General features: G+C 64.9%; 22 protein-coding genes and 1 tRNA gene. 13 read left to right on the forward strand and 10 right to left on the reverse strand.

Annotated features, from left to right (window positions below):
* Nucleotides 1-6 precede the first annotated feature (6 nt).
* Nucleotides 7-480, reverse strand: coding sequence for a hypothetical protein (locus AC1C2N_RS14195; protein ID WP_483404767.1), 474 nt, complete (start codon nucleotides 478-480; stop codon nucleotides 7-9).
* Between the two features lie 163 nt (nucleotides 481-643).
* Between AC1C2N_RS14195 and AC1C2N_RS14200 the strand changes: the two genes are divergently transcribed.
* The 4 genes from AC1C2N_RS14200 to rlmB all read left to right on the forward strand — a co-directional run bounded on the left by AC1C2N_RS14200 (nucleotide 644) and on the right by rlmB (nucleotide 4,842).
* Nucleotides 644-1,126 carry a CarD family transcriptional regulator gene (locus AC1C2N_RS14200; RefSeq protein WP_483404766.1) on the forward strand — a complete coding sequence of 161 codons (483 nt, stop codon included), beginning with the start codon at nucleotides 644-646 and terminating at the stop codon, nucleotides 1,124-1,126.
* Between the two features lie 70 nt (nucleotides 1,127-1,196).
* Nucleotides 1,197-2,405: a 2-C-methyl-D-erythritol 4-phosphate cytidylyltransferase gene (gene ispD, locus AC1C2N_RS14205; RefSeq protein ID WP_495434342.1), complete on the forward strand. Its 1,209-nt coding sequence runs from the start codon at nucleotides 1,197-1,199 to the stop codon at nucleotides 2,403-2,405.
* A gap of 3 nt (nucleotides 2,406-2,408) precedes the next feature.
* Entirely contained in the window at nucleotides 2,409-3,830 is a 1,422-nt protein-coding gene (gene cysS, locus AC1C2N_RS14210) for a cysteine--tRNA ligase (RefSeq protein ID WP_483404764.1), read from the forward strand.
* Nucleotides 3,817-4,842 (forward strand): 23S rRNA (guanosine(2251)-2'-O)-methyltransferase RlmB, encoded by a 1,026-nt coding sequence (gene rlmB, locus AC1C2N_RS14215; protein WP_495434343.1) that lies wholly within the window; start codon nucleotides 3,817-3,819, stop codon nucleotides 4,840-4,842. The genes cysS and rlmB overlap by 14 nt, the downstream gene beginning before the upstream one ends.
* Nucleotides 4,843-4,881: 39 nt before the next feature.
* Here rlmB and AC1C2N_RS14220 read toward each other — a convergent pair whose 3' ends face one another.
* Both AC1C2N_RS14220 and AC1C2N_RS14225 read right to left on the reverse strand, forming a co-directional pair.
* Nucleotides 4,882-6,183, reverse strand: a complete 1,302-nt coding sequence (locus AC1C2N_RS14220) for a DUF4032 domain-containing protein (RefSeq protein WP_483404762.1) — start codon at nucleotides 6,181-6,183, stop codon at nucleotides 4,882-4,884.
* 60 nt (nucleotides 6,184-6,243) lie between these two features.
* Entirely contained in the window at nucleotides 6,244-7,347 is a 1,104-nt protein-coding gene (locus tag AC1C2N_RS14225; RefSeq protein ID WP_483404761.1) for an ABC transporter ATP-binding protein, read from the reverse strand.
* Nucleotides 7,348-7,627: 280 nt separating this feature from the next.
* Here AC1C2N_RS14225 and AC1C2N_RS14230 point away from each other — a divergent pair, with 280 nt between their 5' ends.
* A complete protein-coding gene (locus AC1C2N_RS14230; RefSeq protein ID WP_483404760.1) occupies nucleotides 7,628-8,614 on the forward strand; it encodes a DsbA family protein in 987 nt (328 codons plus the stop codon).
* Here the strand turns inward: AC1C2N_RS14230 and AC1C2N_RS14235 are convergent.
* A complete protein-coding gene (locus AC1C2N_RS14235; RefSeq protein WP_483404759.1) occupies nucleotides 8,611-9,951 on the reverse strand; it encodes a threonine/serine exporter family protein in 1,341 nt (446 codons plus the stop codon). The two genes, AC1C2N_RS14230 and AC1C2N_RS14235, sit on opposite strands and share 4 nt — an antisense overlap.
* Nucleotides 9,952-10,109: 158 nt before the next feature.
* Between AC1C2N_RS14235 and AC1C2N_RS14240 the strand changes: the two genes are divergently transcribed.
* Nucleotides 10,110-10,183: transfer RNA gene (locus AC1C2N_RS14240), tRNA-Thr, on the forward strand.
* Between the two features lie 94 nt (nucleotides 10,184-10,277).
* A complete protein-coding gene (locus tag AC1C2N_RS14245) occupies nucleotides 10,278-11,222 on the forward strand; it encodes a DMT family transporter (RefSeq protein ID WP_495434489.1) in 945 nt (314 codons plus the stop codon).
* Here the strand turns inward: AC1C2N_RS14245 and AC1C2N_RS14250 are convergent.
* Nucleotides 11,206-11,742 carry a nitroreductase family protein gene (locus AC1C2N_RS14250; protein ID WP_483404757.1) on the reverse strand — a complete coding sequence of 179 codons (537 nt, stop codon included), beginning with the start codon at nucleotides 11,740-11,742 and terminating at the stop codon, nucleotides 11,206-11,208. The genes AC1C2N_RS14245 and AC1C2N_RS14250 overlap by 17 nt on opposite strands.
* Before the next feature lie 2 nt (nucleotides 11,743-11,744).
* Nucleotides 11,745-12,146 carry a peptide-methionine (R)-S-oxide reductase MsrB gene (msrB, locus tag AC1C2N_RS14255; RefSeq protein ID WP_483404756.1) on the reverse strand — a complete coding sequence of 134 codons (402 nt, stop codon included), beginning with the start codon at nucleotides 12,144-12,146 and terminating at the stop codon, nucleotides 11,745-11,747.
* A 227-nt stretch (nucleotides 12,147-12,373) separates the two neighbouring features.
* On the opposite strand from msrB, the gene AC1C2N_RS14260 reads away from it, so the two are divergent.
* From AC1C2N_RS14260 to groL, 4 genes are all read left to right on the forward strand, one after another.
* Nucleotides 12,374-12,652, forward strand: a complete 279-nt coding sequence (locus AC1C2N_RS14260) for a DUF3263 domain-containing protein (RefSeq protein WP_495434490.1) — start codon at nucleotides 12,374-12,376, stop codon at nucleotides 12,650-12,652.
* 68 nt (nucleotides 12,653-12,720) lie between these two features.
* Nucleotides 12,721-13,290 (forward strand): LytR C-terminal domain-containing protein, encoded by a 570-nt coding sequence (locus AC1C2N_RS14265; RefSeq protein ID WP_483404755.1) that lies wholly within the window; start codon nucleotides 12,721-12,723, stop codon nucleotides 13,288-13,290.
* Between the two features lie 255 nt (nucleotides 13,291-13,545).
* Nucleotides 13,546-13,749: a cold-shock protein gene (locus AC1C2N_RS14270; protein WP_108391633.1), complete on the forward strand. Its 204-nt coding sequence runs from the start codon at nucleotides 13,546-13,548 to the stop codon at nucleotides 13,747-13,749.
* 491 nt (nucleotides 13,750-14,240) lie between these two features.
* Entirely contained in the window at nucleotides 14,241-15,860 is a 1,620-nt protein-coding gene (gene groL / locus AC1C2N_RS14275) for a chaperonin GroEL (RefSeq protein WP_108391632.1), read from the forward strand.
* Nucleotides 15,861-16,018: 158 nt separating this feature from the next.
* Here groL and AC1C2N_RS14280 read toward each other — a convergent pair whose 3' ends face one another.
* The 3 genes from AC1C2N_RS14280 to AC1C2N_RS14290 form a co-directional block, all read right to left on the reverse strand.
* Entirely contained in the window at nucleotides 16,019-16,312 is a 294-nt protein-coding gene (locus AC1C2N_RS14280; RefSeq protein ID WP_495434344.1) for a WXG100 family type VII secretion target, read from the reverse strand.
* A 137-nt stretch (nucleotides 16,313-16,449) separates the two neighbouring features.
* On the reverse strand, nucleotides 16,450-18,174 hold the full coding sequence (locus AC1C2N_RS14285) for a sensor histidine kinase (protein ID WP_495434345.1): 1,725 nt from the start codon (nucleotides 18,172-18,174) through the stop codon (nucleotides 16,450-16,452).
* A 12-nt stretch (nucleotides 18,175-18,186) separates the two neighbouring features.
* Nucleotides 18,187-18,876, reverse strand: a complete 690-nt coding sequence (locus AC1C2N_RS14290) for a response regulator transcription factor (RefSeq protein WP_108391630.1) — start codon at nucleotides 18,874-18,876, stop codon at nucleotides 18,187-18,189.
* Between the two features lie 120 nt (nucleotides 18,877-18,996).
* On the opposite strand from AC1C2N_RS14290, the gene folP reads away from it, so the two are divergent.
* Together folP and AC1C2N_RS14300 are read left to right on the forward strand one after the other, a co-directional pair.
* Nucleotides 18,997-19,917 carry a dihydropteroate synthase gene (gene folP, locus AC1C2N_RS14295; RefSeq protein WP_495434346.1) on the forward strand — a complete coding sequence of 307 codons (921 nt, stop codon included), beginning with the start codon at nucleotides 18,997-18,999 and terminating at the stop codon, nucleotides 19,915-19,917.
* Nucleotides 19,910-20,677: a pyrimidine reductase family protein gene (locus tag AC1C2N_RS14300; protein ID WP_495434347.1), complete on the forward strand. Its 768-nt coding sequence runs from the start codon at nucleotides 19,910-19,912 to the stop codon at nucleotides 20,675-20,677. Before folP ends, AC1C2N_RS14300 begins: the two co-directional genes overlap by 8 nt.
* 26 nt (nucleotides 20,678-20,703) lie before the next feature.
* Here AC1C2N_RS14300 and AC1C2N_RS14305 read toward each other — a convergent pair whose 3' ends face one another.
* Nucleotides 20,704-22,344 carry a DNA repair helicase XPB gene (locus AC1C2N_RS14305; protein WP_495434348.1) on the reverse strand — a complete coding sequence of 547 codons (1,641 nt, stop codon included), beginning with the start codon at nucleotides 22,342-22,344 and terminating at the stop codon, nucleotides 20,704-20,706.
* Nucleotides 22,345-22,386 lie beyond the last annotated feature (42 nt).

Here is a 22,386-nt window from a genome sequence, read left to right on the forward strand (position 1 = left end):
CCGGGGTTACTTGGAGGTCGTCGCCTCGGTGATGAACTCGTCGTAGGGGGCGATCGTGCCGTCGAGCACCGGGACGAAGACTTCCTTGCCCGTCTCGTCGCCGTACTGCACGAACATCGGCATGAACGAACCGGGCTCTGCATCGATGTCCGGGAGGACGAGCGGCTCGCTCTCCCCACCGAACACTGTGCTCACGTTGCCGTCGACGATGGTGCTCACTGTCGTGTCGTCTTCGCCGTACTGGAACGACACCGAGTGAGGTCCACCGGTGTTCACCACGGTGACGATGAGGTTACCGTCGATGCCGTCGTCCGTCAGGACGATGAGGTTACGCAGCCGGAGATCGCCGACATTGACGCTGACGCCGTCGCTCGGGTCGTATTCCTTGGTTGTCGACTGGGGGGAGACCAGGTTGCACCCGCTCGTTCCGAACACGACTGTTGCCGCCAACACTACGGATGCGATCAATCGCGCCTTCACAGGTCCTCCAGGAAAAACTTCGGGCAGGCGGGCGAAAGCGCTCGCGTGCGGGGGTACTTCTTGAGTTTAGCGTAGCCGCCAACCCGGCCGAGGCACGGTCGGGAGCGAAGCATAGTGCATAGCCCCTGTGATAAACTGATGGGCGCTGAAGGGACGGGCATTCATGCTTTTTGAGGTCGGCGAAACAGTCGTATACCCCCACCACGGAGCGGCGACGATCGCCGAAGTGAAGACCCGCATCGTCAAAGGCGAAGAGAAGCTCTACCTCAAGCTCCGTGTCACTCAGGGCGACCTCGTGATCGAGGTGCCCGCGGAGAACGTCGACCTCGTCGGTGTCCGCGACGTCATCGGCGAGGAGGGCCTCGAGCGCGTCTTCGACGTGCTGCGTGCCCCGTTCACCGAGGAACCGACCAACTGGTCCCGCCGGTACAAGGCGAACCTCGAAAAACTGGCATCGGGCGACGTGATCAAGGTCAGCGAGGTGGTTCGCGACCTGTGGCGCCGCGATCAGGACCGCGGACTGAGCGCGGGGGAGAAGCGCATGCTCGCGAAGGCGCGGCAGATCCTCGTCTCCGAACTTGCCCTCGCCGAAAAGACCGACGAAGACAGTGCGTCGACGGTCCTTGACGAGGTCCTCGCCTCCTGAGCCGGATGCCTGCCACGAGACCAGGCTCTCCTCGAGCGGACGGTCGGCGCGTGCTCTACGCTCGAACACTATGAGTTCGAACGCGTCGAGTCCGAAGGCCGGCCCAGATCGGTCGCCCATCGTTGGTGTCATCGTGGTCGCTGCGGGCAGCGGCACGAGACTCGGTGCCGCTCGGCCGAAGGCTTTCGCGCCGCTCGGGAACCGGACCATCCTGGCGCGCTCACTCGATCCCATCTTCAGGATGCAGCGCGAGGCGCAGGTCGTTGTCGTTGCCCCCGCCGACCTGGTCGACGAAGCGCGGTCGATAGTGACGGATGCCGCTGGTCCTGCCGCTCTGTACGCGAGCGTTGTGGCCGGAGGAGCCACGCGGCAGCAGTCAGTTGCCCGCGGCCTCGATGCGCTCGGCGACTCGGTACGGATCGTGCTGGTTCACGACGCGGCCCGGGCTCTCACGCCCGCGAGCGTTTTTGACGCTGTCGTCACCGGGGTCGCGCAGACCGCGGCTGGAATCGTGCCGGGAGTTCCGGTCACGGACACCATCAAGCGGGTCGACGATGACGAGGTCGTTGTCGAGACGGTCGACCGGGCAGAACTGCGCGCCGTCCAGACCCCGCAGGCGTTCCCCCGAGCCGCTCTCGCGGCGGCGTACGCTGACGCCGAGCGGGAGCACACCGACGACGCCGCTCTGTTCGCCGCCGCCGGGAATACCGTGTCGATCGTCGAGGGCGACCAGTTGTCGTTCAAGATCACCACTCCCTGGGATCTCCGCAGGGCGGAAGCACTCGAATCGTCAGCGGGCAGCACGGGGCTTCGCACCGGCATCGGCACAGACGTGCACGCGTTCGATGACGACGCCGAGCTGTGGCTCGCCGGACTCCACTGGCCGGGGGAACGGGGCCTGTCGGGGCACAGTGACGGTGACCCGGTGTGCCACGCCATCACCGACGCGCTCCTCTCCGCGGCTGGGCTCGGCGACATCGGCTCGGTGTTCGGCACCTCGGATCCGGAATTCGCCGGCGCGCACGGCGACGTCTTCCTCAGGGCGACCGCCAGGAAACTGGCGGAAGCGGGATTCGTCATCTCCAACGTCTCTGTGCAGATCATCGGGAACAGTCCCCGTTTTTCGCCGCGCCGCAGCGAGGCAGAGCGGCTGCTCACCGGCATCCTCTCCGCTCCGGTCAGCCTTTCGGCGACCACGACAGACGGTCTCGGATTCACCGGACGCGGCGAGGGCATCTGCTCTATTGCAACGGCGATCGTTTCCCGCAAGTACTCTTAAGCCGTGGCATTTCAACTCTACGATTCCCGGGCACAGGCCCTCCGCGACTTCGTCCCGATCGTCCCAGGCGCCGTGGGAATGTACGTGTGCGGGCCAACCGTGCAATCGTCGCCGCACATCGGACACCTGCGGTCTGCGCTCGTCTACGACCAGCTCCGACGCTGGCTCAACTATTCGGGATTCGACGTCACTCTCGTCCGTAACGTCACGGACATCGACGACAAGGTGCTCGCCAACGCGACCTCGACGGAGGAATGGTGGGCGCTCGCCTACCGGATGGAACTGGAATTCACCGCGGGGTACCGGGCTCTCGGCATCCAGGCGCCGACCTACGAACCGCGCGCAACGGCGAGCGTCCAGGAGATGCACCGGCTCATCGCGACGCTCATCGAATCCGGACACGCGTATCCCGCTGACGACGGCTCAGGCGACGTCTACTTCGACGTTCGAAGCTGGCCGGCGTACGGTGCGCTGACCCGCCAGTCCATCGACAGTATGGAAGCCGCGGCGGATGCCGACCCACGGGGCAAGAAGGATCCGCGCGACTTCGCGCTCTGGAAGGGGCACAAGGCCGACGAACCGGAATCCGCGTCGTGGCCGAGCCCGTGGGGCGACGGGCGGCCGGGCTGGCACATCGAGTGCTCAGCCATGGCCTCGCGCTACCTCGGTACGAACTTCGACATTCACGGCGGTGGACTCGACCTGCGCTTCCCGCACCACGAGAACGAACTGGCGCAGTCGACGGCCGCCGGTCACGAGTTCGCCAACTACTGGGTCCACAACGGACTGGTCCACATCAACGGGCAGAAGATGTCCAAGTCTCTCGGCAACTCCGTCTACGCGGCAGATCTTCTCGGCGCCGCACGGCCCATCGTTGTCCGGTATTACCTGGGGCAGGCCCACTACCGGTCGACGATCGATTTCCACGACGGCGCACTGACGGAGGCGGAAGCTGCGCTCGACAGGATCGAGAGCTTCCTCGAACGGGTGGGCCGCAGGCTCGTCGGAACCCGGTTCGCCGGCACCGGTGTTGTCGAAATTCCGGAAGCGTTCACCGATGCGATGAACGACGATTTGTCGGTCCCGCAGGCACTCGCCGTATTACATGACACAATAAGGCAGGGGAACTCCTGGCTGGACGGGGAAGACCTCGCGCTCGCTGCGAGTGCTCAAGGCCAGGTTCTGGCCATGACAGAGGTCCTCGGAATCAATCCGCTCTCGCCGGAATGGTCCAAAACACAGGATGTGTCGGTGCACGCCGCACTGACAGCGCTCGTCGATCAGTTGCTCGAACGCCGCCAGCAGAAGAGGGCTTCGCGGGACTTCGCGGCAGCCGACCAGATCCGTGACGATCTCGCTCACGCGGGCATCACAATTGAAGACACCCAACAGGGTGCACATTGGAGTATTGATGGCAGCCAGTAAGCAGAACCGCCCCGGGGCGCTCCGCAAGGCCAAGAAGGGCCCAGCCAAGGGCACCGGTGGACTCGGGCGACGCTCGCTCGAGGGCAAGGGTCCGACGCCGAAGGCCGAGGACCGCACGTACCACGCAGCCGGCAAGCGCAAGCTCGCGAAGGATCGTCTCGCAGCGACCCAGGCGAAGACCGGCGGAGGACGCCCCGCATCGACCGGGCCGGCGATCCGCAAGCCCAAGCCCAAGCAGTCAGACGACTTCGAGGTCGTCACCGGCCGGAACTCGGTGCTCGAAGCGCTCAGGGCGAAGATCCCCGCGACAGCGCTCTACATGGCGACTCGAATTGAATTCGACGACCGGGTGAAGGAAGTCCTCGCGCTCGCAACGGCTCGCGGCATCCCGATCCTCGAGGTCATGAGGCCGGAACTCGACCGCCTCGCCGGTTTCGACTCGGTGCACCAGGGCCTCGCGCTCAAGGTCCCGCCGTACGAGTACGCGCACCCCAACGACCTGCTCGAGACGGTCATCTCGCGCGGCCAGACCCCGCTCTTCGTCGCGCTCGACGGCATCACGGACCCCAGGAACCTCGGAGCGATCATCAGGTCGACCGCGGCATTCGGTGGCCACGGCGTCATCGTTCCGCAGCGTCGGTCCGTCGGTCTCACGGCATCCGCCTGGAAGACCAGCGCTGGCTCTGCTGCGCGCACTCCCGTGGCGATGGCACCGAACCTGACCCAGACGCTCAAGGCGTTCAAAGCCGCCGGCGTCTTCGTCATCGGCCTCGACGGCGGGGGAGACACGGAGCTTCCCGGTCTTGAACTCGCTGACCGCCCCGTCGTTATCGTCGTCGGCAGCGAGGGCAAGGGCCTGTCCCGCCTCGTTACCGACACCTGCGACGCCATAGTCTCGATTCCGATCAGCTCGGCGACCGAGTCGCTCAACGCCGGTATCGCAGCCTCGGTGACGCTCTACGAAATCTCGAAGCTTCGTCAGGCAGCAAAGGCGTCGAAGAAGAAGAAGTAGTCGCGTACGACACTACGCACCACGCTGGCGCGATCGGGTTTAGACCCGGTCGCGCCAGTTTGTGTTTGCGCTGTCGCTGTCGTCGTCGTCGACGGCACGCATCGGCAACGTGATCGACTCGGTGACCGGGGCGATCACCGTCGCTTCGTCGCGCCGGTGGCGGAGCACCGTGTTGATGTAGGACGTGAGTGCTTCGGCGAGCGGGATGCTTCGCGCTTCGTTCTGTGACATGAACCAACGGTGTTCGAGGAGCTGGTGGAAGATCTCGGCGGGCTCGAGCTTGCCCCTGAGCTCACGGGGGATCGACTTGATGACGGGCTCGAATACGCGGCTGACCCACTCGTGGGCGACCATTTCTTCGTCGAGGTCGTTCTTCCCGTGCGTAGCCGCGTACGAGTCGAGGTCGTTGAGCAGGCGGCGGGCCTGGTTCTCGCCCGCGTCGAGGCCGGTGAGTCTGAGGAGCCGGCGCTGGTGGTGCCCGGCATCGACAACTTTCGGCTGGATACGGACGGTGGTGCCGTTCTCGTCCGTTCGGATCGCCAGTTCTTCGATGTCGAAGCCGAGCGAGTTCAGTCGCTGGACCCGTTCGCTGATGCGCCAGCGCTCGTCAGAGGAGAAGGATTCGGACCCGGTGAGCTCGCGCCAGAGAGAGCGGTACGCGGCGACGATGCCGTCTGACACGCTGATCGGGTCGAGCTCGTCGTCTACCCGGCCGCCCGCTTCGAGGTCCATCAGCTCACCGGCGATGTTGACCCGCGCGATCTCCAGGTCGTTCTCCCGCTGGCCGTTCGACAGGCCGCCGTCGTAGAGCTGCCCGGTTTCGGCGTCGACCAGGTACGCAGCAAAGGCGCCGGCGTCGCGGCGGAACAGGGTGTTCGAGAGCGAAACGTCGCCCCAGAAGAAGCCGGCGATGTGGAGGCGGACGAGCAGGACGGCTAGGGCGTCGACGAGGCGGTTCGCCGTATCCGGACGGAGCGTCTGCGAGAACAGTGCGCGGTACGGGAGCGAAAATTTGAGGTGCCGGGTGACGAGCACGCTCGGAAGGGAGGCCCCCGAACTCTCGGAGCGGCCGGTGATGACGGCGACGGGGTCAACGCAGGGAATGTCGAGCCGCTGCAGGTTGCGCAGCATGTCGTACTCACCCCTGGCCATCTCGGTGGTCGTCTCCTTCACGGCGACGACATAGCCGGACAGGTAGGCGAAACGAACGAGGTGGCGGGAGATTCCCTTGGGCAGCGACGCGATGGTGTCGCTCGGCCAGTTCTCCAGTGGAAGGTCCCACGGAAGGTCGAGCAGTGCAGGATCGACGGTGGCTGCTGTGATGTTCAGTGACGCGCTCATGGTGTTTAAACAGTAGCGCCGGCTGGCGGGTCTGATGACCCGCCAGCCGGCGCTGTACTGCTAGTTGGCTACGACTGCCTTGTTGCCGAGGCGGAGGCCGGACTCGACGTCGAAGACGTGGACGTGGTGCGCAGCGGGGATCAGGAAGACCTTCTCGCCGGCGTGCGCGTGGATGCGTCCGTCGACGCGGGCGACCAGGTCGGTGCGCTTGCCGTTGACGTCTGCGTGACCGTAGAGGTAGCCGTCTGCACCGAGTTCCTCAACCAGGTCGACCTGTACCTCGAGGCCGTTGCCCGGCTCTGTCGATACTTCGATGTCCTCGGGGCGAACGCCAACGGTGACCTGACGGGCGGTGGTCTCACCGATGATGTCGCGGTCGACCGGGACAACCCGTGCACCGAACTGGATGCCGCCGTCGGCGACGTCCGCGGTGAGCAGGTTCATGGCGGGGGAGCCGATGAAGCCGGCGACGAAAACGTTCTGCGGCTTCTCGTACAGGTCGCGCGGGGTTCCGACCTGCTGCAGGATGCCGTCCTTGAGGACCGCGATGCGGTCACCCATGGTCAGTGCCTCGGTCTGGTCGTGCGTGACGTAAACCGTGGTGACACCGAGGCGGCGCTGGAGCGACGCGATCTGCGTACGGGTCTGAACGCGAAGCTTGGCGTCGAGGTTCGACAGCGGCTCATCCATGAGGAAGACCTGGGGCTGACGGACGATCGCACGGCCCATGGCAACACGCTGACGCTGTCCACCGGAGAGCGCCTTCGGCTTGCGGGTGAGGTACTCCTCCAGGTCGAGCAGCTTGGCTGCCTCGAGGACGCGAGCGGCACGCTCGTCCTTGTTGACGCCGGCGATCTTCAGGGCGAAGCCCATGTTCTCGGCGACCGTCATGTGCGGGTACAGCGCGTAGTTCTGGAACACCATCGCGATGTCGCGGTCCTTCGGCGGCACATCGGTGACGTCGCGGTCACCGATGAGGATGCGACCGTCGTTGACCTCTTCGAGGCCGGCGAGCATACGCAGCGACGTGGACTTACCACAACCGGACGGCCCGACCAGGACGAGGAATTCGCCGTCGGCGACCTCGAGGTTGAGCTTGTCAACGGCGGGGCGTGTACCACCCGGGTACAGGCGGGTGGCGTTGTCGAAGGTTACTGATGACATGGGTACTGCTCCTTCACCGGCAGGTACGTGCCGGACGATCCGAGTGAGGATTCATGCTCCGCATGCTGCATTGCATGCTCCCGGATGCCTTACGGCATTCGAGAGATCATCAGTATGACAGATAGCCGGGGCGGTTGGGCTCCTTGCCGCCGTTTCAGTTTCCAGTCCTCTCATCACGTGCGCCCAGCATCCGTTTGGGTATTTCCCAGTGAGGGCAACTACGATCGATTCGTGTTCGGCGCCTGTAGCGTGCCCACCCGACTACACGAAGCGAGGATCCATGACGAACGGCGGACCTGAGTCCAGTCCGACGAAGAACCAGCGTCGTGAGGCAACCCGCGAAAAGGCGAAGGAGCTTCGTGACGCGCAGCGCAAGCGGGACCTGCGTAACCGGATTTTCCTCCAGGGCGGACTCGTGCTCGTTGTCGTCGCCATCATTGCCGGGATCGCGTTTGTGATCGCCAGCGCGATTCGTCCCCCCGCACCGGGGCCGAAGAACATGGCCTCCGACGGGATCGTTATCGGCCAGGGCCTCAAAGCCGTGACGACGCCGGCCATTGCGGCGGGAGCCAAGCCCGTTGCAACTGAGATCAACGCCAACGTGCCGAACATCAGGGTTTACGTCGACTTCCTGTGCCCGGCGTGTGGTCAATTCGAGAAGGCGAACTCCGAGCAGCTCGCCACCTGGGCCGAAAACGGAACGGCAACTGTTGAGTACCACCCCATCGCCATTCTGACCGGTCGCTCGGCTGGCACCCAGTACTCGCTCCGCGCCGCGAATGCTGCAGCGTGTGTGGCGAACTATGCCCCTGACTCCTTCTTCGTCTTCAGCACCCTGCTCTTCGATGACCAGCCTGCCGAGGGCACTGAGGGGCTGAGCGACGACGAACTCGCTGACGTCGCCAAGACAGCCCTCGCGTCCGCGAACGAGACAGTGGACGAATCGGCGCTCTCGTCGATCTCGAGCTGCATCGACGACGGAACCTTCACCAGCTGGGTGCAGGAAGCCACAGACAGGGCGACCACAGAGCCGATCCCGAACTCGAGCCTCGAGAAGGTCAAGGGAACGCCGACGGTGCTCGTCAACGACAAGCAGTACACGGGGTCCATCACCGACCCGAAGGAGTTCCAGGCCTTCGTGCTCTCCGTGGCGAGCGAGACCTACGCCCAGAAGTCGTCGACGCCGGCACCAAGCGAGACCCCGGCACCGACCGAAACCCCGGCGTCGAGCGAGACCCCCGTGCCGAGCGAGACCCCCGCGGGCTAGATCGTCTCGTCCTGCTTCCGGCTGAGACGAACCTGCACACCCATGAGCGGGCCGACGAAGCGACGCTGGATGCGACGAGCGGGCCCGAGCAGGCTCTGAACGACGTACTGTCCGAGCAGCGCTCCTGCCGCGAGTGCGACAGCGACGCTCGCCGCCTCGATCATGCTGAGCAGCCCGTCGATCGAGCCGGCGCTGAGTTCGAGCAGGCCGCGGAACAGAATAAGTCCTGGCACAAGGGGCACGAGGGCCGTGACGACGAGGGGGAGGGGCGGGACCCGGACCGCTCTCGATGCGAACGCCGAGAGGACGCCGACGGCGACAGCGGCGAACGCGGCGCTCCAGGCGACACCGATCTCCCAGGTGAGGGCCGCTGCGAATACCAGGTAGCCGAGGACGCCAAGTACGATGACAGCCCAGATGGCCCTGGCCGGCACCTCGACACCGAGGGCAAACCCGATGACCACGATGACGCTGCCGATCACTTGCGCACTGATGCTCTCGAGCGTCGGTGCGACGTATGGCTCGATGTCGAGCAGGATGCCGAAGCGTGACAGCAGCATGTTGGTGCCTGCGACCCCGGCAACGAGCCCACCGGTGATGAGCAGGGCCTCGAGAACCCGCGCCGTCCCTGTGACGTAGAAGCCCGAGAGCACGTCCTGCACTGCGCCGAACGAGGTGACGCCGGCCAGGAGCATGATGATCGTCGCGACGACGACGAGCGATGAACTCGCGGCGGGGTCGATGACGTGGACCACGGCGGCGACGATCGGTCCGACGGCGCCACCCGCGAGGGTCTGGTAGAACACGGAGATCCGCGTTCGCGCGAGCACGCTTGTCAGCAGGTCGACGAAGAAGGTGGCAACGAACGCTGCCAGCACCACGAGCGGTCCACCGCCGAGCAGCAGCGCCGCGCCGGCGCCGACGAGGCTCCAGCCGACGCGACGAACCGCGGTCGGGTAGATGGGCCGTGCCCTGATGATCGCGTCAACGCGTGACCTGGCGTCAGCGACGGCGACGGGGCTGTGGAGCAGCTCCCCGATCAGGGTAGAGGTATTGGTGAGGCGGGTGTAATCGAGTGTGCGATACCTGACGTTGCGGCTCTTCGAGATCGAATCGTTCGAGTCGGAGTCTTCGTACGTCAGCGTGATCACCGTGTGCGTGACATCCGCTTCGCACCCGCGAAGCCCGTATGCCCGGGTGACGGCCAGCATCGAGGCTGTCGCGTCTTCGGCACTCGCTCCCGATGCGAAGATGACCTCGCCACACCGGATGGCGAGGTCAAGAATAGATCGGCTGGCGTTCGCTCCGCCGGCGGGCGCGGAAAACGCAGGTGCCATGAAAATCCTCAAAACTTTGTTACTTCAAGGATGCCATGGCGACGGGCCGTTTGTGTCCCGCTGGCGTCGAAGGGAGGGCGGCTTCGGGGTGTGCCCGATGGCAGCGCTTCGACATGGCTCGAATCGGTCCCCGGGTTCGTTATGATTGACAGGTCCATGCCGCCTTAGCTCAGTTGGCCAGAGCAGCGCACTTGTAATGCGCAGGTCGTCGGTTCGAATCCGACAGGCGGCTCTCGTGGATCTTGTCGATGGGCCGGGGTGCTCCCGGTCTCGTCCGCTGTCAGGAGATGAGGCGTCCGGTGGAGACACCTTCCCGGTCCGGCCGGATGCCCTCGTGGCTTGCGGTCACACTCGCGGCCGCGTGCGGTGCAGGCATGGCCGTGCAGACCCGCATCAACGGAGCGCTCGGCGTCGCGATTGGCGACGGCTTCACGGCGGGGACGATTTCGTTCGGATCCGGCCTGCTCATTCTCCTCGTCGTGATGGCCTGTGTGCCGAAGGGACGAACGGGGCTTCGAGTCGTCGTCTCCGACCTCAGGAGCGGCAGCGCGCCGCTCTGGAGCGTGCTCGGGGGTGTAGCCGGAGCATTCTTCGTGCTGTCGCAGGGCATCACCGGTGCCGTCATCGGTGTTGCGCTCTTCAGCGTTGCACTCGTCGCCGGGCAGACCATCTCCGGTCTCGTTCTCGATCGTGTGGGCTTTGGGCCTCACGGTCGATCCGGGTTCACCTGGCCGCGGCTCACGGGGGCGGCGCTCGCTGTCATTGCCGTTACCTGGTCGATGTCCGCGCAGCTGTCGCGGGATTTCCCCCTGTGGATGCTGTTGATGCCGGTCGTCGCGGGTTTCGGCAGCGGATGGCAGAGCGCGGTCAACGGGCGCCTGCGTGTGCGTTCGGGGAGTGCGCTGACAGCGACGTTCATCAATTTTCTGGTCGGGACAACAGCGTTGCTCGCCGTGACGGTCATCCGCAATTCGCTGGCGGGCTGGCCCACCAGTCTCCCGGCGGACCCTGCGCTGTACCTCGGCGGGCTCATCGGCTGCGTATTCATCGGGGTCAACGCGTTCCTCGTTGCACACACCGGGGTCCTTCTGCTCGGACTCGGCACCGTGGCAGGGCAGCTCTTCGCCTCGGTCGCGATCGACGCGGTAGCCCCTGGAGACAACCCCCTCGGTGCACCCACGGTCATCGGCGCGGCCCTGGCGCTCGCTGCCGTGTGTATCGCAACGATCAGGGTGCGACCGCGGGCCGCTGGCGTTACCGGAGCCGAGTGAGAAACTCCTCAGGGTCGACGGGTTTGCGGTAGCCCACCTTCGCGCCCTCCGGGATGCCACCGACATACAACCAGCCAAGCAGCTGCTCGTTCTTCTTCAGCTTGTGCATCTTCCGTACGGCTTTCGACCGCGTGTAGTGACCGGTTCGCCAGATGACGCCCCAACCCGCGTCCGCGAGGAGCAGGCTGAGCGTGTGAGCGACCCCGGACGCGACAGCTTCCTGCTCCCACGCCGGCACTTTGCCGCTCTCCTTCTCGCAAACCACGATCGCGAGCAGCAACGGCGCGCGCAGCGGCTTCTGTGACGGTGTGTCGTCATGCTCCGCCTTCGCGATCGCGGCGCCGAGCTTCACCCTGTCGTCGCCGCGCAGCTCGATCAGGCGCCACGGCTTGAGCGCACTGTGATCGGCGACGCGAGCCGATGCAGCGACCAGCGGAAGCAGCTCGTCGTGCGTCGGCGCAACGTCGGTGACACGGGAATACGACCGCCGGTTCTCGACGGCGGTGAGCAGAGCTGACACGCCTAGTCTTGTGCTGTGAAGTTCAGCGCAATCGAGTTCATGCAGTAACGGTCACCGGTCGGTGTCCCGAAACCGTCGTCGAACACGTGGCCGAGGTGGGAGTCGCAGTTCGCGCAACGAACCTCGGTCCGCACCATCCCGAGGCTCTTGTCCTCGATGAGCTTGACCGCCTCTGGCCGGACCGACTCATAGAAGCTCGGCCATCCGCATCCGGAGTCGAACTTCGTCCCGCTTTGGAACAGCTCAGCGCCGCACGCACCGCAGGTGTACACGCCCGCACGTGACTCGTCGAGCAACTCGCCAGTCCACGGGCGCTCGGTGGCAGCCTCACGAAGGACGGCATACTGCTCATCGGTGAGCTCCTCACGCCACTGGTCGTTGCTCTTCTGAACCTGGTCGGTCATGTTTTCTCCTTCGGAAAGTCGTCGTACCCCATTAAACCCGCCATGCGGCTGGGATGTTCCCGTGTGACCAAATGCTGGGCAAAGGCTGAACATCTGGTTCGAACGATTGCCGTGTGCCATCGTCAAACGCACAAGTGGGCCGCGTTAGTATTGCGGTCGACGCGCGGGCCGGTGCGCGGGAAGGCAGCAGACGAGTGAGCGAGAACGACGTCCCCCTTCCGACCGGCGTGTCCGGATCCGTACCGTGTGACGCTGCACTTTCGCAGCGCGACCTCGCCATTCTGGACTTTGAAAACCTGTGGTCACAGCACGCGGGCCAGAAGGAAGAGGCCATCCGCGAGACCTTTCAGCTTTCGCCCACCCGCTACTATCAATTGCTGAGCGCGGTGATCGACAGTCCGGCTGCGCTCCGGCACGATCCCATGCTTGTAAAGCGGCTCCATCGATTGCGGGACGCGAGGCAGGCAACCCGGCGGGCGCGAGCGCGGGGCGCCGCGCAGAACTAGTCGCGGTTGCCAGAGATCCACCCACCAACGCCCTCGCGGGCCGACCCAGAGGACCACACGAGAGCGACATGGCCGAACACTACGCCAAGGACAGGTTCGACGAGATCCCGGACGACCTGAAACGCGTTGGTGCTCACCGTGCGCCGCCCAGGCCGGGCAGGGGATGGGTCGTCTTCCTCTGGGCAGCACTGGCGACGGTCGTGCTCGTCGCGGCAGGCATCCTCGGACTGTTCGTCCTGAGCGACCGGGTCAATTTCACCGACACGTCGACCTCCACTGCCGCTCCGGAGTCGACCGAGACGCCGGCAGCGGTCGCGACCATCGACCCGGAGGCGATGGTGACGGTACTCAACGGAACGACGACCAAGGGTCTTGCCACCCGGGCCATCGGACAGCTGAATTCGGCGGGCTGGACCCAGAACATCACCCCGGGCAACGCGAGCGCGACCGACGTGACAACGACCGCCGTCTACTACGAGGATCCCTCGCAGGAAGGCGCAGCCCGCGGGCTCGCCGAAGCGCTCGGTGTCTCCAACATTCAGCTGTCAACGCAGTTCCAGATCCCCGTCGAAGAGGGCGAGGAGCCGGTTCTTCAGCTCACCGTCGTGCTCGGGTCTGACTTCGTCCCCGAGGACTGACCTGCTGCCTCTCCGGGGTGTGCGTGTTTCGTTCGGGTTTCGCGGGAGTTCGCGCCAGGTAACCATCCGCGTGATTTGCAAAAAAACCTGTTGCTAGTTGTTGCCCGTTCATTAGTATCTGGAACTGGTCGAACATTTTGCTCCACGGTCCGCGCCTCCATAAGGCGGAGAAGGGGTCAGCACAATGGCCGTACGGCGGCAGACCCCAGCCAGCGCAGGCCTGGGTGGAGAGGAACACAGCAACTGGGAGTGACAATGGCGAGTGGAACCGTGAAGTGGTTCAACGCTGAAAAGGGCTACGGATTCATCACCGACGACGGGGAGGGACAGGACGTGTTCGTCCACTACTCCGCGATCGACATGGGTGGCTACAAAGTCCTCGAGGAAGGCCAGAAGGTCGTCTTCGAAGTAGGCACAGGGGCAAAAGGCCCGCAGGCAGAGGCGGTCCGCCCGGTCTGAGTCGGCCGGTCGTCCTCGCATCACACAATGCCGTCCACGGAAGTGGGCGGCATTGCTGTGTCCGGGAGACACGGAGGCATGGTGCTGCGAACGGATGCCGTCGCGCGGGCGGCGTCCGTCGTGTGGTTTCGGGCGGCAGATCGGGTGGGCCGTCGGCAATGGCGGCACGGCCATGCGGTTTTTCCTCCCGAAGCGCACGGGTCGCCGATGTTTTTCCTCCGGGGGCATGGGCCGACGGTCCGGGTTGTGTTGTGCCGGGCCGGAGGTGCCGCCGCGCGGGCGGCGTCCGTCGTGTGGTTTCGGGCGGCAGATCGGGTGGGCCGTCGGCAAAGGCGGCACGGCCGTGCGGTTTTTCCTCCCGAAGCGCACGGGTCGCCGATCCTGTCTCCACTGGCTTGCACTCGCAGGTGGAGAGTGCCAGAATCGAGTTAGCACTCGCAATCATTGAGTGCTAACTACGTTCATCACGTCCGGGAGGGACGAAAAACCACATGGCAAAAATCATTGCTTTTGACGAGGAAGCCCGCCGCGGCCTCGAGCGCGGCCTGAACATTCTGGCCGACACCGTGAAGGTCACGCTCGGCCCACGCGGTCGCAACGTTGTCCTTGAGAAGAAGTGGGGCGCCCCCACAATCACCAACGATGGTGTATCCATCGCCAAGGAAATCGAACTCGACGACCCGTACGAGAAGATCGGTGCAGAGCTCGTCAAGGAGGTCGCCAAGAAGACTGACGACGTCGCCGGCGACGGAACCACCACCGCCACCGTGCTCGCTCAGGCTCTCGTTCGCGAAGGCCTGCGGAACGTCGCAGCCGGCGCCGACCCGATCTCGCTCAAGCGCGGCATCGAAAAGGCAACCGCTGCTGTCATTGCAGAGCTCGTCACCAACGCCAAAGAGGTCGAGTCGAAGGAAGAGATCGCAGCTACGGCATCCATCTCTGCCGGTGACCCCGAACTCGGTGCCATCATCGCCGAGGCGATCGACAAGGTCGGCAAGGAAGGTGTTGTCACCGTTGAGGAGTCGAACACGTTCGGCACCGAGCTTGAGCTCACCGAGGGTATGCGCTTCGACAAGGGATTCCTGTCCGCGTACTTCGTGACGGACCCCGATCGCCAGGAAACGGTCTTCGAAGACCCGTACATCCTGATCGCCAACTCGAAGATCTCCAACATCAAGGACCTGCTCCCCGTTGTTGACCAGGTCATCCAGTCGGGCAAGCAGCTCCTCATCATCGCCGAGGACGTTGACGGCGAAGCGCTCGCGACCCTCGTCGTGAACAAGATCCGTGGCATCTTCAAGTCTGTCGCCGTCAAGGCTCCTGGCTTTGGAGACCGCCGCAAGGCTCAGCTTCAGGACATCGCCATCCTCACCGGTGGACAGGTCATCTCTGAAGAGGTCGGCCTCAAGCTCGAGAACGCCACGCTCGACCTCCTCGGTCGTGCACGCAAGGTCGTCATCACCAAGGACGAGACCACCATCGTCGACGGTGCCGGCGACGCCGAGCAGATCGCGGGCCGCGTTGCCCAGATCCGCAAGGAGATCGACAACACCGACAGCGACTACGACCGCGAGAAGCTCCAGGAGCGCCTCGCGAAGCTCGCCGGTGGCGTTGCAGTCATCAAGGCGGGTGCAGCGACTGAGGTCGAGCTCAAGGAGCGCAAGCACCGCATCGAAGACGCCGTTCGTAACGCGAAGGCAGCTGTCGAAGAGGGGATCGTCGCCGGTGGTGGCGTTGCGCTCATCCAGGCTGGCAAGACCGCGTTCGAGAAGCTCGAGCTCACGGGTGACGAGGCAACCGGCGCGAACATCGTTCGCGTTGCCATCGACGCTCCGCTCAAGCAGATCGCCCTCAACGCGGGCCTCGAGCCTGGCGTTGTCGCTGACAAGGTGCGTAACCTGCCCGTCGGACACGGCCTCAACGCCGCGACCGGTGAGTACGTTGACATGCTTGCAGCTGGCATCAACGACCCGGTGAAGGTCACCCGCTCGGCCCTGCTCAACGCAGCGTCGATCGCCGGCCTGTTCCTCACCACCGAGGCCGTTGTGGCTGACAAGCCGGAGAAGAACCCGGCTCCCGTCGGCGACCCGACCGGCGGCATGGACTTCTAGTCCGAACCACAGTTCACAGCAACTGGGCGTCTCCTCACGGAGGCGCCCAGTTGTGTTTTAACGGCGGGGTGTTGAGTTGGTGTGTTCGTGCCGGTGTGTCCGAGTCGGGATCAGGACGTGCGCGTTGGATGCCGGTGCATCGCTCGCGGCGCTCGGGGTCAGCCGATGCGGAACAGGTTCGCGTTCCCGCGCTCGACCTCCTGGTACTGCGTTCCGGCGCGGCCCAGTGCCTGGTTGATGGTCGTGATGCTCTCTTCGACCCGCTGCTGGGTTGCACGCCAGTCGGTGACCACCCCCTGGAACGCCGCTGACGCCTCGCCGGTCCACGTGCTCTGCAACTCGGTGAGCTGGTTCAGGAGACCGGCGACCTCGCTCTGGATGGTGTCAATTGTGCCGCGAACCCTCGCCGTCGTCCCCATGACGATGTCGCTGTCTACCTGGTACCTGGTCACTGTGTCCTCCTCGATGTCGTGGCGAACCTCGCTCGCGGTTCGACCGGATAACCGACGGTACGCGGACACAGCGGCGCGGAACGCCGACCAAACGCAATGGGGACTCCAGCGCGGGGGAGGGGACCTGTGAAGGGCGGCTATGCGGCCGGTGCCGCGTCGGCGGTGTTGGCGTCGGCAGCCGAAGCGGGTGTGTACAGCGGAAGAGTAACCCGGAAGGTGGCGCCGCCGCCGGGAGTGTCTGTGACGCTCACCGATCCGTTGTGGGCGTGGACGATCGACGAGACGATAGCGAGACCGAGGCCGGAGCCACCCGTTTCCCGTGCTCGTGAGGAGTCGGCGCGCCAGAAGCGCTGGAAGATCTTCTCCCGGATCTGTGGCGGAACACCCTCACCGTGGTCGATCACAGCGATCGTCGCAGTTTTGTTGATGGGATTCGCGGAGACCGCGATTTCAAGGGGGCTGCCAGCCGGGGTGAACCGGATGGCGTTTCCGACGAGGTTGGTGATCACCTGCCGGAGCTTGTTCTCCTCACCGAGCACGACGGCAGGGACCTCGGGCAGCGGGGATGCCTGGATCGGCGGAAGATCGCCGGTGAGCTTCGGGTCGGTCCCCTCGGCCTTTCGCGGTCGTCGGCGGAGGCGGGCAAGGGTCGCTCCGGCGAACGCTATGGGTCCTGTCGCGGACGTTTCAGCGGTTGCTGGCGGTTTCGTGACGGGCCCGGAAGCCTCGGATTTCGCGTCGGCGACGACGGCGGGCTCGTTCGGCGGCGTATCGACCACGGCCCGGACCGCCCGGTCAGGCGCTGACGCGCTCGCATCGAGTGCTGCATCGCGGGCGATGGGGGAGAGGTCGACCGGCTCGAACACCATGGGCTTTGTCTCGTCAAGGCGAGCAAGCTCAAGGAGATCCTCCACGAGTCCGCCCATGCGGATGGCTTCCTTCTCGATCCGGTCCATCGCCTTTGCGATGTCCTCGGGCGTCTGAAGCGCCCCCATGCGATAGAGCTCCGCATAACCGCGAACACTGACAAGCGGGGTTCGCAGTTCGTGGCTGGCGTCGCCGACGAAGCGCCGCATCTGGTCGATGGTCCGTGCACGGTCGGAGAACGCCTTGTCGATCCGGTTGAGCATGGTGTTCAGCGAGCGGTTCAGGCGACCGACCTCGGTGTTCGGGGTCGACACCGAGAGCCGCTGGCTGAAGTCGCCGTCAGCGATCGCCGCGGCCGTGTGTTCCACTTCGCGGAGCGGATGAAAGGTGCTCGTGACGAGGACTCTCGTCAGTAGCGCCCCGAGGATGATTACGCCGAGTCCGAACCCGAAGAAAATGGTGAAGAGCGTTGCGATGATGGTGTCCGTCTCACGCATCGACACCGCGACGAGGACGACACCCATGTCGCCCTGGTGGTTCCACTGGTACGGAACGATGACCGCGTGGAACAGTTCCTTCTTGTCCGCCGTGCGGAGTTCGAAGATGCTCTCGCCCTGCTCGAGAGCAGCGGCAAGGGTCACGGTCGTCGGGACCTTGGGGAGGTCCTGCCTGTCGCGGTTCTGCCATGTCGCCGCGCGCAGGCGACCGTCTGCGTCGTAGACAGCCGTGTAGTAGTCGGAGGAGACGGCATCCTGAACCATTTCGCCGGCATCCTCGGCGGCACCGGCGTCAAGGTCGAGGAAGCCGGGCGGCGTCGGAGCCTGGGCAGCGGCGACGAGGTCAGCGTTCACCTTGCCCTCGAGGGCGGGGCGAAGCATGGTCATGGTCCCGACGCCCGCGACGACGAGCCCAAAGGCAAGCACGAGTACCGTCACGCCGGTGATCTTCGTCCGCAGTGAAATCGCGTTCCACCACTCGGCTGCTGAATCGTGCATTACACCGTTCGATTATGCCTTCGCTGTTTTCAGCATGTAGCCGAACCCGCGTTTGGTCTGGATGAGGGGCTCAGTCGAGAACTGGTCAAGCTTCCTGCGGAGGTAGGAGATGTAGCTCTCGACGATGCCGGCATCACCGTTGAAATCGTATTCCCATACGTGATCAAGGATCTGCGCCTTGCTCAACACGCGGTTCGGGTTGAGCATGAGATAACGCAGCAGCTTGAACTCGGTAGGACTGAGTTCGATCGGTGTTTCACCGACGAGAACCTCATGGGTGTCCTGATCCATGGTGAGCTCGCCGGCGCGGATGACGGCATCCTCATCAGCATGCATTGTTCGCCTGAGGATTGCCTTGATGCGGGCGACGATCTCGTCGAGGCTGAACGGCTTCGTCACGTAGTCGTCGCCACCGACGGTGAGGCCCATGATCTTGTCCTCGGTGTCGTCTTTTGCCGTCAGGAACAGGATGGGAGCTGTATAGCCGGCGGAGCGAAGTCGCTTCGTGACGCCGAAGCCGTTCATGTCGGGAAGCATGACGTCGAGGATGATGAGGTCTGGCTCCTCTTCCAGGACGGCGGAGATGGCCTGGGCGCCGTTTCCAACCGCCCGCACAGCGAAGCCGGCGAAACGGAGGCTCGTGGTGAGCAGGTCGCGGATGTTCGGTTCGTCATCGACGATGAGAATTCGTGGTCCAGTCATATTCTCAGTATCTGCGTGTTCCCTGAATTGTTTCTGAACGTTTCGGATATGGCCATCCCGCTGAGCCCACGCCGGGGTCGGCGGGGGCAACCCGACCCGCCGTGGGGCACGATGGGAGGTATGACCGACTCAGTTCCGGACGCTTCGCGCACGCCTCCCGGTTACCCGTCCGAGCGTCGGGGGAGCAGCAGGGTAATCGACCTCGCGCGCCGCGTCCGAGTGATGGCGGTGGTCAACCGCACGCCCGACTCGTTCTACGACCGCGGCAGTACCTTTGCGTTCGACGCGGCCGTCGCTGCCGCGCTCGCCGCGGTCGCTGATGGTGCAGAAATCATTGACATCGGAGGTACCCCGTTCGCGCCGGGGCCGGAGCTCGCGGTCGCAGACGAAGTGGCCCGCGTCGAACCGGTCGTTGCTGCCATTCGCGCGGCATCCGATGTGATGATCTCCGTCGATACCTTCCAGCCGGAGGTCGCGAGGCGCAGCATCGCCGCTGGCGCTGACCTCATCAACGACACGACAGGGCTCCGCAACCCGGAGATGGCGTCCGTCATCGCCGACGGCGGCGCCGGCGTCATCGTCACTCACAGCCTCGCAGCACCGAGGACCGTGTTTCCCCGACCGGTGTACACCGACGTTGTTGCCGAGGTCGTCGACTTCCTGGCCGCGCAGGCCGAGTTCGCACGGGCCGCAGGGATTCCGCCCGACCGCATCATCGTCGACCCGGGGCACGACCTCAACAAGAACACGGTCCATTCGCTCGAACTCACCCGTCGCTTCGGCGAGATCGCGGCGCTGGGATACCCCGCCCTCGCCGCGGTCTCGAACAAGGACTTCGTCGGTGAGACCCTCGGCCGTGACCGTGATGACCGGATAGCCGGTTCGCTCGCCGCCGCTGTGGTCGCGATCATGAACGGAGCACGGATCATCAGGATGCACAACGTCCGTCCCGCCGTCGATGCGGCCCGGATGACCGAAGCGATCCTCGGGCTCCGTGAGCCGGCATATCTTCGCCACAATATGGGCGAGAGCAATGACTGAACCGCGGATTGCGCTGCTCCACAGCGCGGATGGCCAGCTCAGCGACGATCTCAGTGACGACGAAATCCTGGCTCTCTATGCGGTGCGCGACAGGTCTGCGGCGTGGCTGCGGGTCAACTTTGTGTCGAGCGTCGACGGTGCCGCCACCTCGGCCGGGCTGTCAGCTGGACTGGGTTCCGCCGCCGATCGCCGGGTATTCGACCTGTTGCGCCGACTCTCCGATGTCGTGGTCGTTGGAGCGGGAACCGTGCGCGCCGAGGGCTATGGACCGATGCGCCTGATGCCGGACGCGGCCGCGTGGAGAGCCGCCAACGGACTGCCCGAGCATCCGGTCTTCGCCATCATTTCGGCCAGCCTGAGCCTTGACCCGTCATCACGGATCTTCACCGAGGCTCCGATGCGCCCGGTCATCGTCACGGTCGAGGATGCACCGGTCGAGAGGGTCGCTGCGTTGTCTGCGGTCGCCGACGTGCTTGTCGCGGGCCGGTCACGGGTCGACACACTACGGATGCTGCCGCTCCTCGCTGCGCGGGGCCTTCGGCAGGTGCACTGCGAGGGCGGTCCGCAACTGCTCGGGGACCTCATCAGGGATGACGCCGTCGACGAACTGTGCCTGACGATCTCACCGATTCTCGAGGGCGCAGGCGCATCGCGTATTGCGACGGGAGTCGCCGGTCATGTCCAGCGGGCTCTCGATCTGGTCCACGTCCTGGGTTCTGACGGGACCCTGCTCCTCAGGTACGTCCGGAAGCACCCGTGAGGCGGGCCAGGGGTCGGCAGCCGAGGTCAGGCGGCGAGAGCGCCCGCGTCGAGAATTGTGTAGCTGTATCCCTGCTCCGCGAGGAACCGCTGCCGGTTCTGCGCGAAGTCCTGGTCAACAGTGTCCCGGGCGACGAGCGTGTAGAAATTGGCCGACAGTCCCGACTCCTTCGGTCGGAGGAGCCGCCCGAGCCGCTGTGCTTCTTCCTGCCTCGAACCGAATGAGCCAGACACCTGGATCGCCACAGTCGCCTCGGGAAGGTCGACGGAGAAGTTCGCCACCTTCGAGACGACGAGAACCGTGATGTCGCCGGTCCGGAAGGCCTGGAACAGCCGTTCGCGTTCGTCGACGGGCGTTGCCCCGGTGAGCTTGGGCGCGCCGAGTTCCTCGGCGAGCTCGTCGATCTGGTCGAGATACTGCCCGATGACGAGAATGCGCTCGCCCTCGTGCCGAGCGACCAGGTCACGGACGACGTCAAGCTTTGCCGGGGCCGTTGCAGCGAGGCGGTACCGTTCGTCATCGGCTGCGGCGGCGTATGTGAGTCGCTCGGACTGCGGGAGGTCGATCCTGACCTCGTAGCAACTCGCCGGTGAGATGTAGCCCTGGGCTTCGATTTCTTTCCAGGGAGCGTCGAACCGCTTCGGGCCGATGAGGCTGAACACGTCGCCCTCCCTGCCGTCCTCCCGGACGAGCGTCGCTGTGAGGCCCAGCCTGCGGCGTGCCTGGAGTTCTGCGGTGAGCTTGAACACCGGGGCGGGCAGGAGGTGGACCTCGTCGTAGACGACGAGTCCCCAGTCCATGGCGTCGAGGAGGGCGAGGTGGGCGTACTCGCCCTTTCGCTTGGCGGTCAGGATCTGGTAGGTGGCGATGGTGACGGGCTTGACCTCTTTGACCTGACCGGAGTACTCACCGATTTCCTCTTCGGTCAGGCTCGTGCGCCGCAGCAGCTCGTCTCTCCATTGCCGGGCAGACACCGTGTTCGTGACGAGAATCAGGGTGTTCGTCTTTGCCGTTGCCATGGCGCCAGCGCCGACCAGGGTCTTTCCCGCGCCGCAGGGCAGCACGACGACCCCGGAGCCGCCCTCGAAGAAGTTGTCGATGGCCTTCTGCTGGTAGCCGCGCAGGTGCCAGTCCTCCTCGCGAAGGTCGATCTGGTGTGGCGTGCCGGGGGTGTAGCCTGCCAGGTCCTCAGCGGGCCAGCCGAGCTTCACCAGTTCCTGCTTGAGCTGGCCACGCGCCCACGCGTCGATGAGGTACGTGTCGGGAGACGGATGCCCGATGAGCAGCGGTGAGATCCGTTTGGCGCCGGCAATCTCGGTCAGCACCGCCTCGTCCGTGGAGCGAAGCACCAGCTGGTTGTCGTCATTGCGCTCAATAATGAGCCTCCCGTAGCGCGACACGGTTTCGGCGATGTCGAGGGAGACGGTCTGGGGGATGGCGAACTTCGAGTATTTTTCGAGAGTCGCGAGCATGTCGGAGGAATCGTGCCCGGCTGCACGGGCGTTCCACAATCCCAGCCGGGTGATCCGGTAGGTGTGGATGTGTTCCGGGGCGCGCTCGAGTTCGGCAAAAACCGCGAGGTCGTGTCGTGCGTCCTCGGCAAGGGGATGAGCAACCTCGAGGAGAACCGTGCGGTCGCTCTGGACGATTAGTGGGCCATCAGACATAACTAGCTACCCTATAGCCGAAGGCTGTGAACGGCGCCGGGA

It is taken from the genome of Mycetocola sp. Y791, from assembly GCF_059445325.1.

Bases quoted from the DNA above. Each gene is read 5' to 3' on its own strand.
- AC1C2N_RS14200 (WP_483404766.1), top strand. From the start codon at position 644: ATGCTTTTTGAGGTCGGCGAAACAGTCGTATACCCCCACCACGGAGCG.
- ispD (WP_495434342.1), top strand. From the start codon at position 1,197: ATGAGTTCGAACGCGTCGAGTCCGAAGGCCGGCCCAGATCGGTCGCCC.
- rlmB (WP_495434343.1), top strand. From the start codon at position 3,817: ATGGCAGCCAGTAAGCAGAACCGCCCCGGGGCGCTCCGCAAGGCCAAG.
- AC1C2N_RS14220 (WP_483404762.1), bottom strand. From the start codon at position 6,183: ATGAGCGCGTCACTGAACATCACAGCAGCCACCGTCGATCCTGCACTG.
- AC1C2N_RS14225 (WP_483404761.1), bottom strand. From the start codon at position 7,347: ATGTCATCAGTAACCTTCGACAACGCCACCCGCCTGTACCCGGGTGGT.
- AC1C2N_RS14230 (WP_483404760.1), top strand. From the start codon at position 7,628: ATGACGAACGGCGGACCTGAGTCCAGTCCGACGAAGAACCAGCGTCGT.
- AC1C2N_RS14235 (WP_483404759.1), bottom strand. From the start codon at position 9,951: ATGGCACCTGCGTTTTCCGCGCCCGCCGGCGGAGCGAACGCCAGCCGA.
- AC1C2N_RS14245 (WP_495434489.1), top strand. From the start codon at position 10,278: ATGCCCTCGTGGCTTGCGGTCACACTCGCGGCCGCGTGCGGTGCAGGC.
- msrB (WP_483404756.1), bottom strand. From the start codon at position 12,146: ATGACCGACCAGGTTCAGAAGAGCAACGACCAGTGGCGTGAGGAGCTC.
- AC1C2N_RS14265 (WP_483404755.1), top strand. From the start codon at position 12,721: ATGGCCGAACACTACGCCAAGGACAGGTTCGACGAGATCCCGGACGAC.
- AC1C2N_RS14270 (WP_108391633.1), top strand. From the start codon at position 13,546: ATGGCGAGTGGAACCGTGAAGTGGTTCAACGCTGAAAAGGGCTACGGA.
- groL (WP_108391632.1), top strand. From the start codon at position 14,241: ATGGCAAAAATCATTGCTTTTGACGAGGAAGCCCGCCGCGGCCTCGAG.
- AC1C2N_RS14285 (WP_495434345.1), bottom strand. From the start codon at position 18,174: ATGCACGATTCAGCAGCCGAGTGGTGGAACGCGATTTCACTGCGGACG.
- AC1C2N_RS14290 (WP_108391630.1), bottom strand. From the start codon at position 18,876: ATGACTGGACCACGAATTCTCATCGTCGATGACGAACCGAACATCCGC.
- folP (WP_495434346.1), top strand. From the start codon at position 18,997: ATGACCGACTCAGTTCCGGACGCTTCGCGCACGCCTCCCGGTTACCCG.
- AC1C2N_RS14300 (WP_495434347.1), top strand. From the start codon at position 19,910: ATGACTGAACCGCGGATTGCGCTGCTCCACAGCGCGGATGGCCAGCTC.
- AC1C2N_RS14305 (WP_495434348.1), bottom strand. From the start codon at position 22,344: ATGTCTGATGGCCCACTAATCGTCCAGAGCGACCGCACGGTTCTCCTC.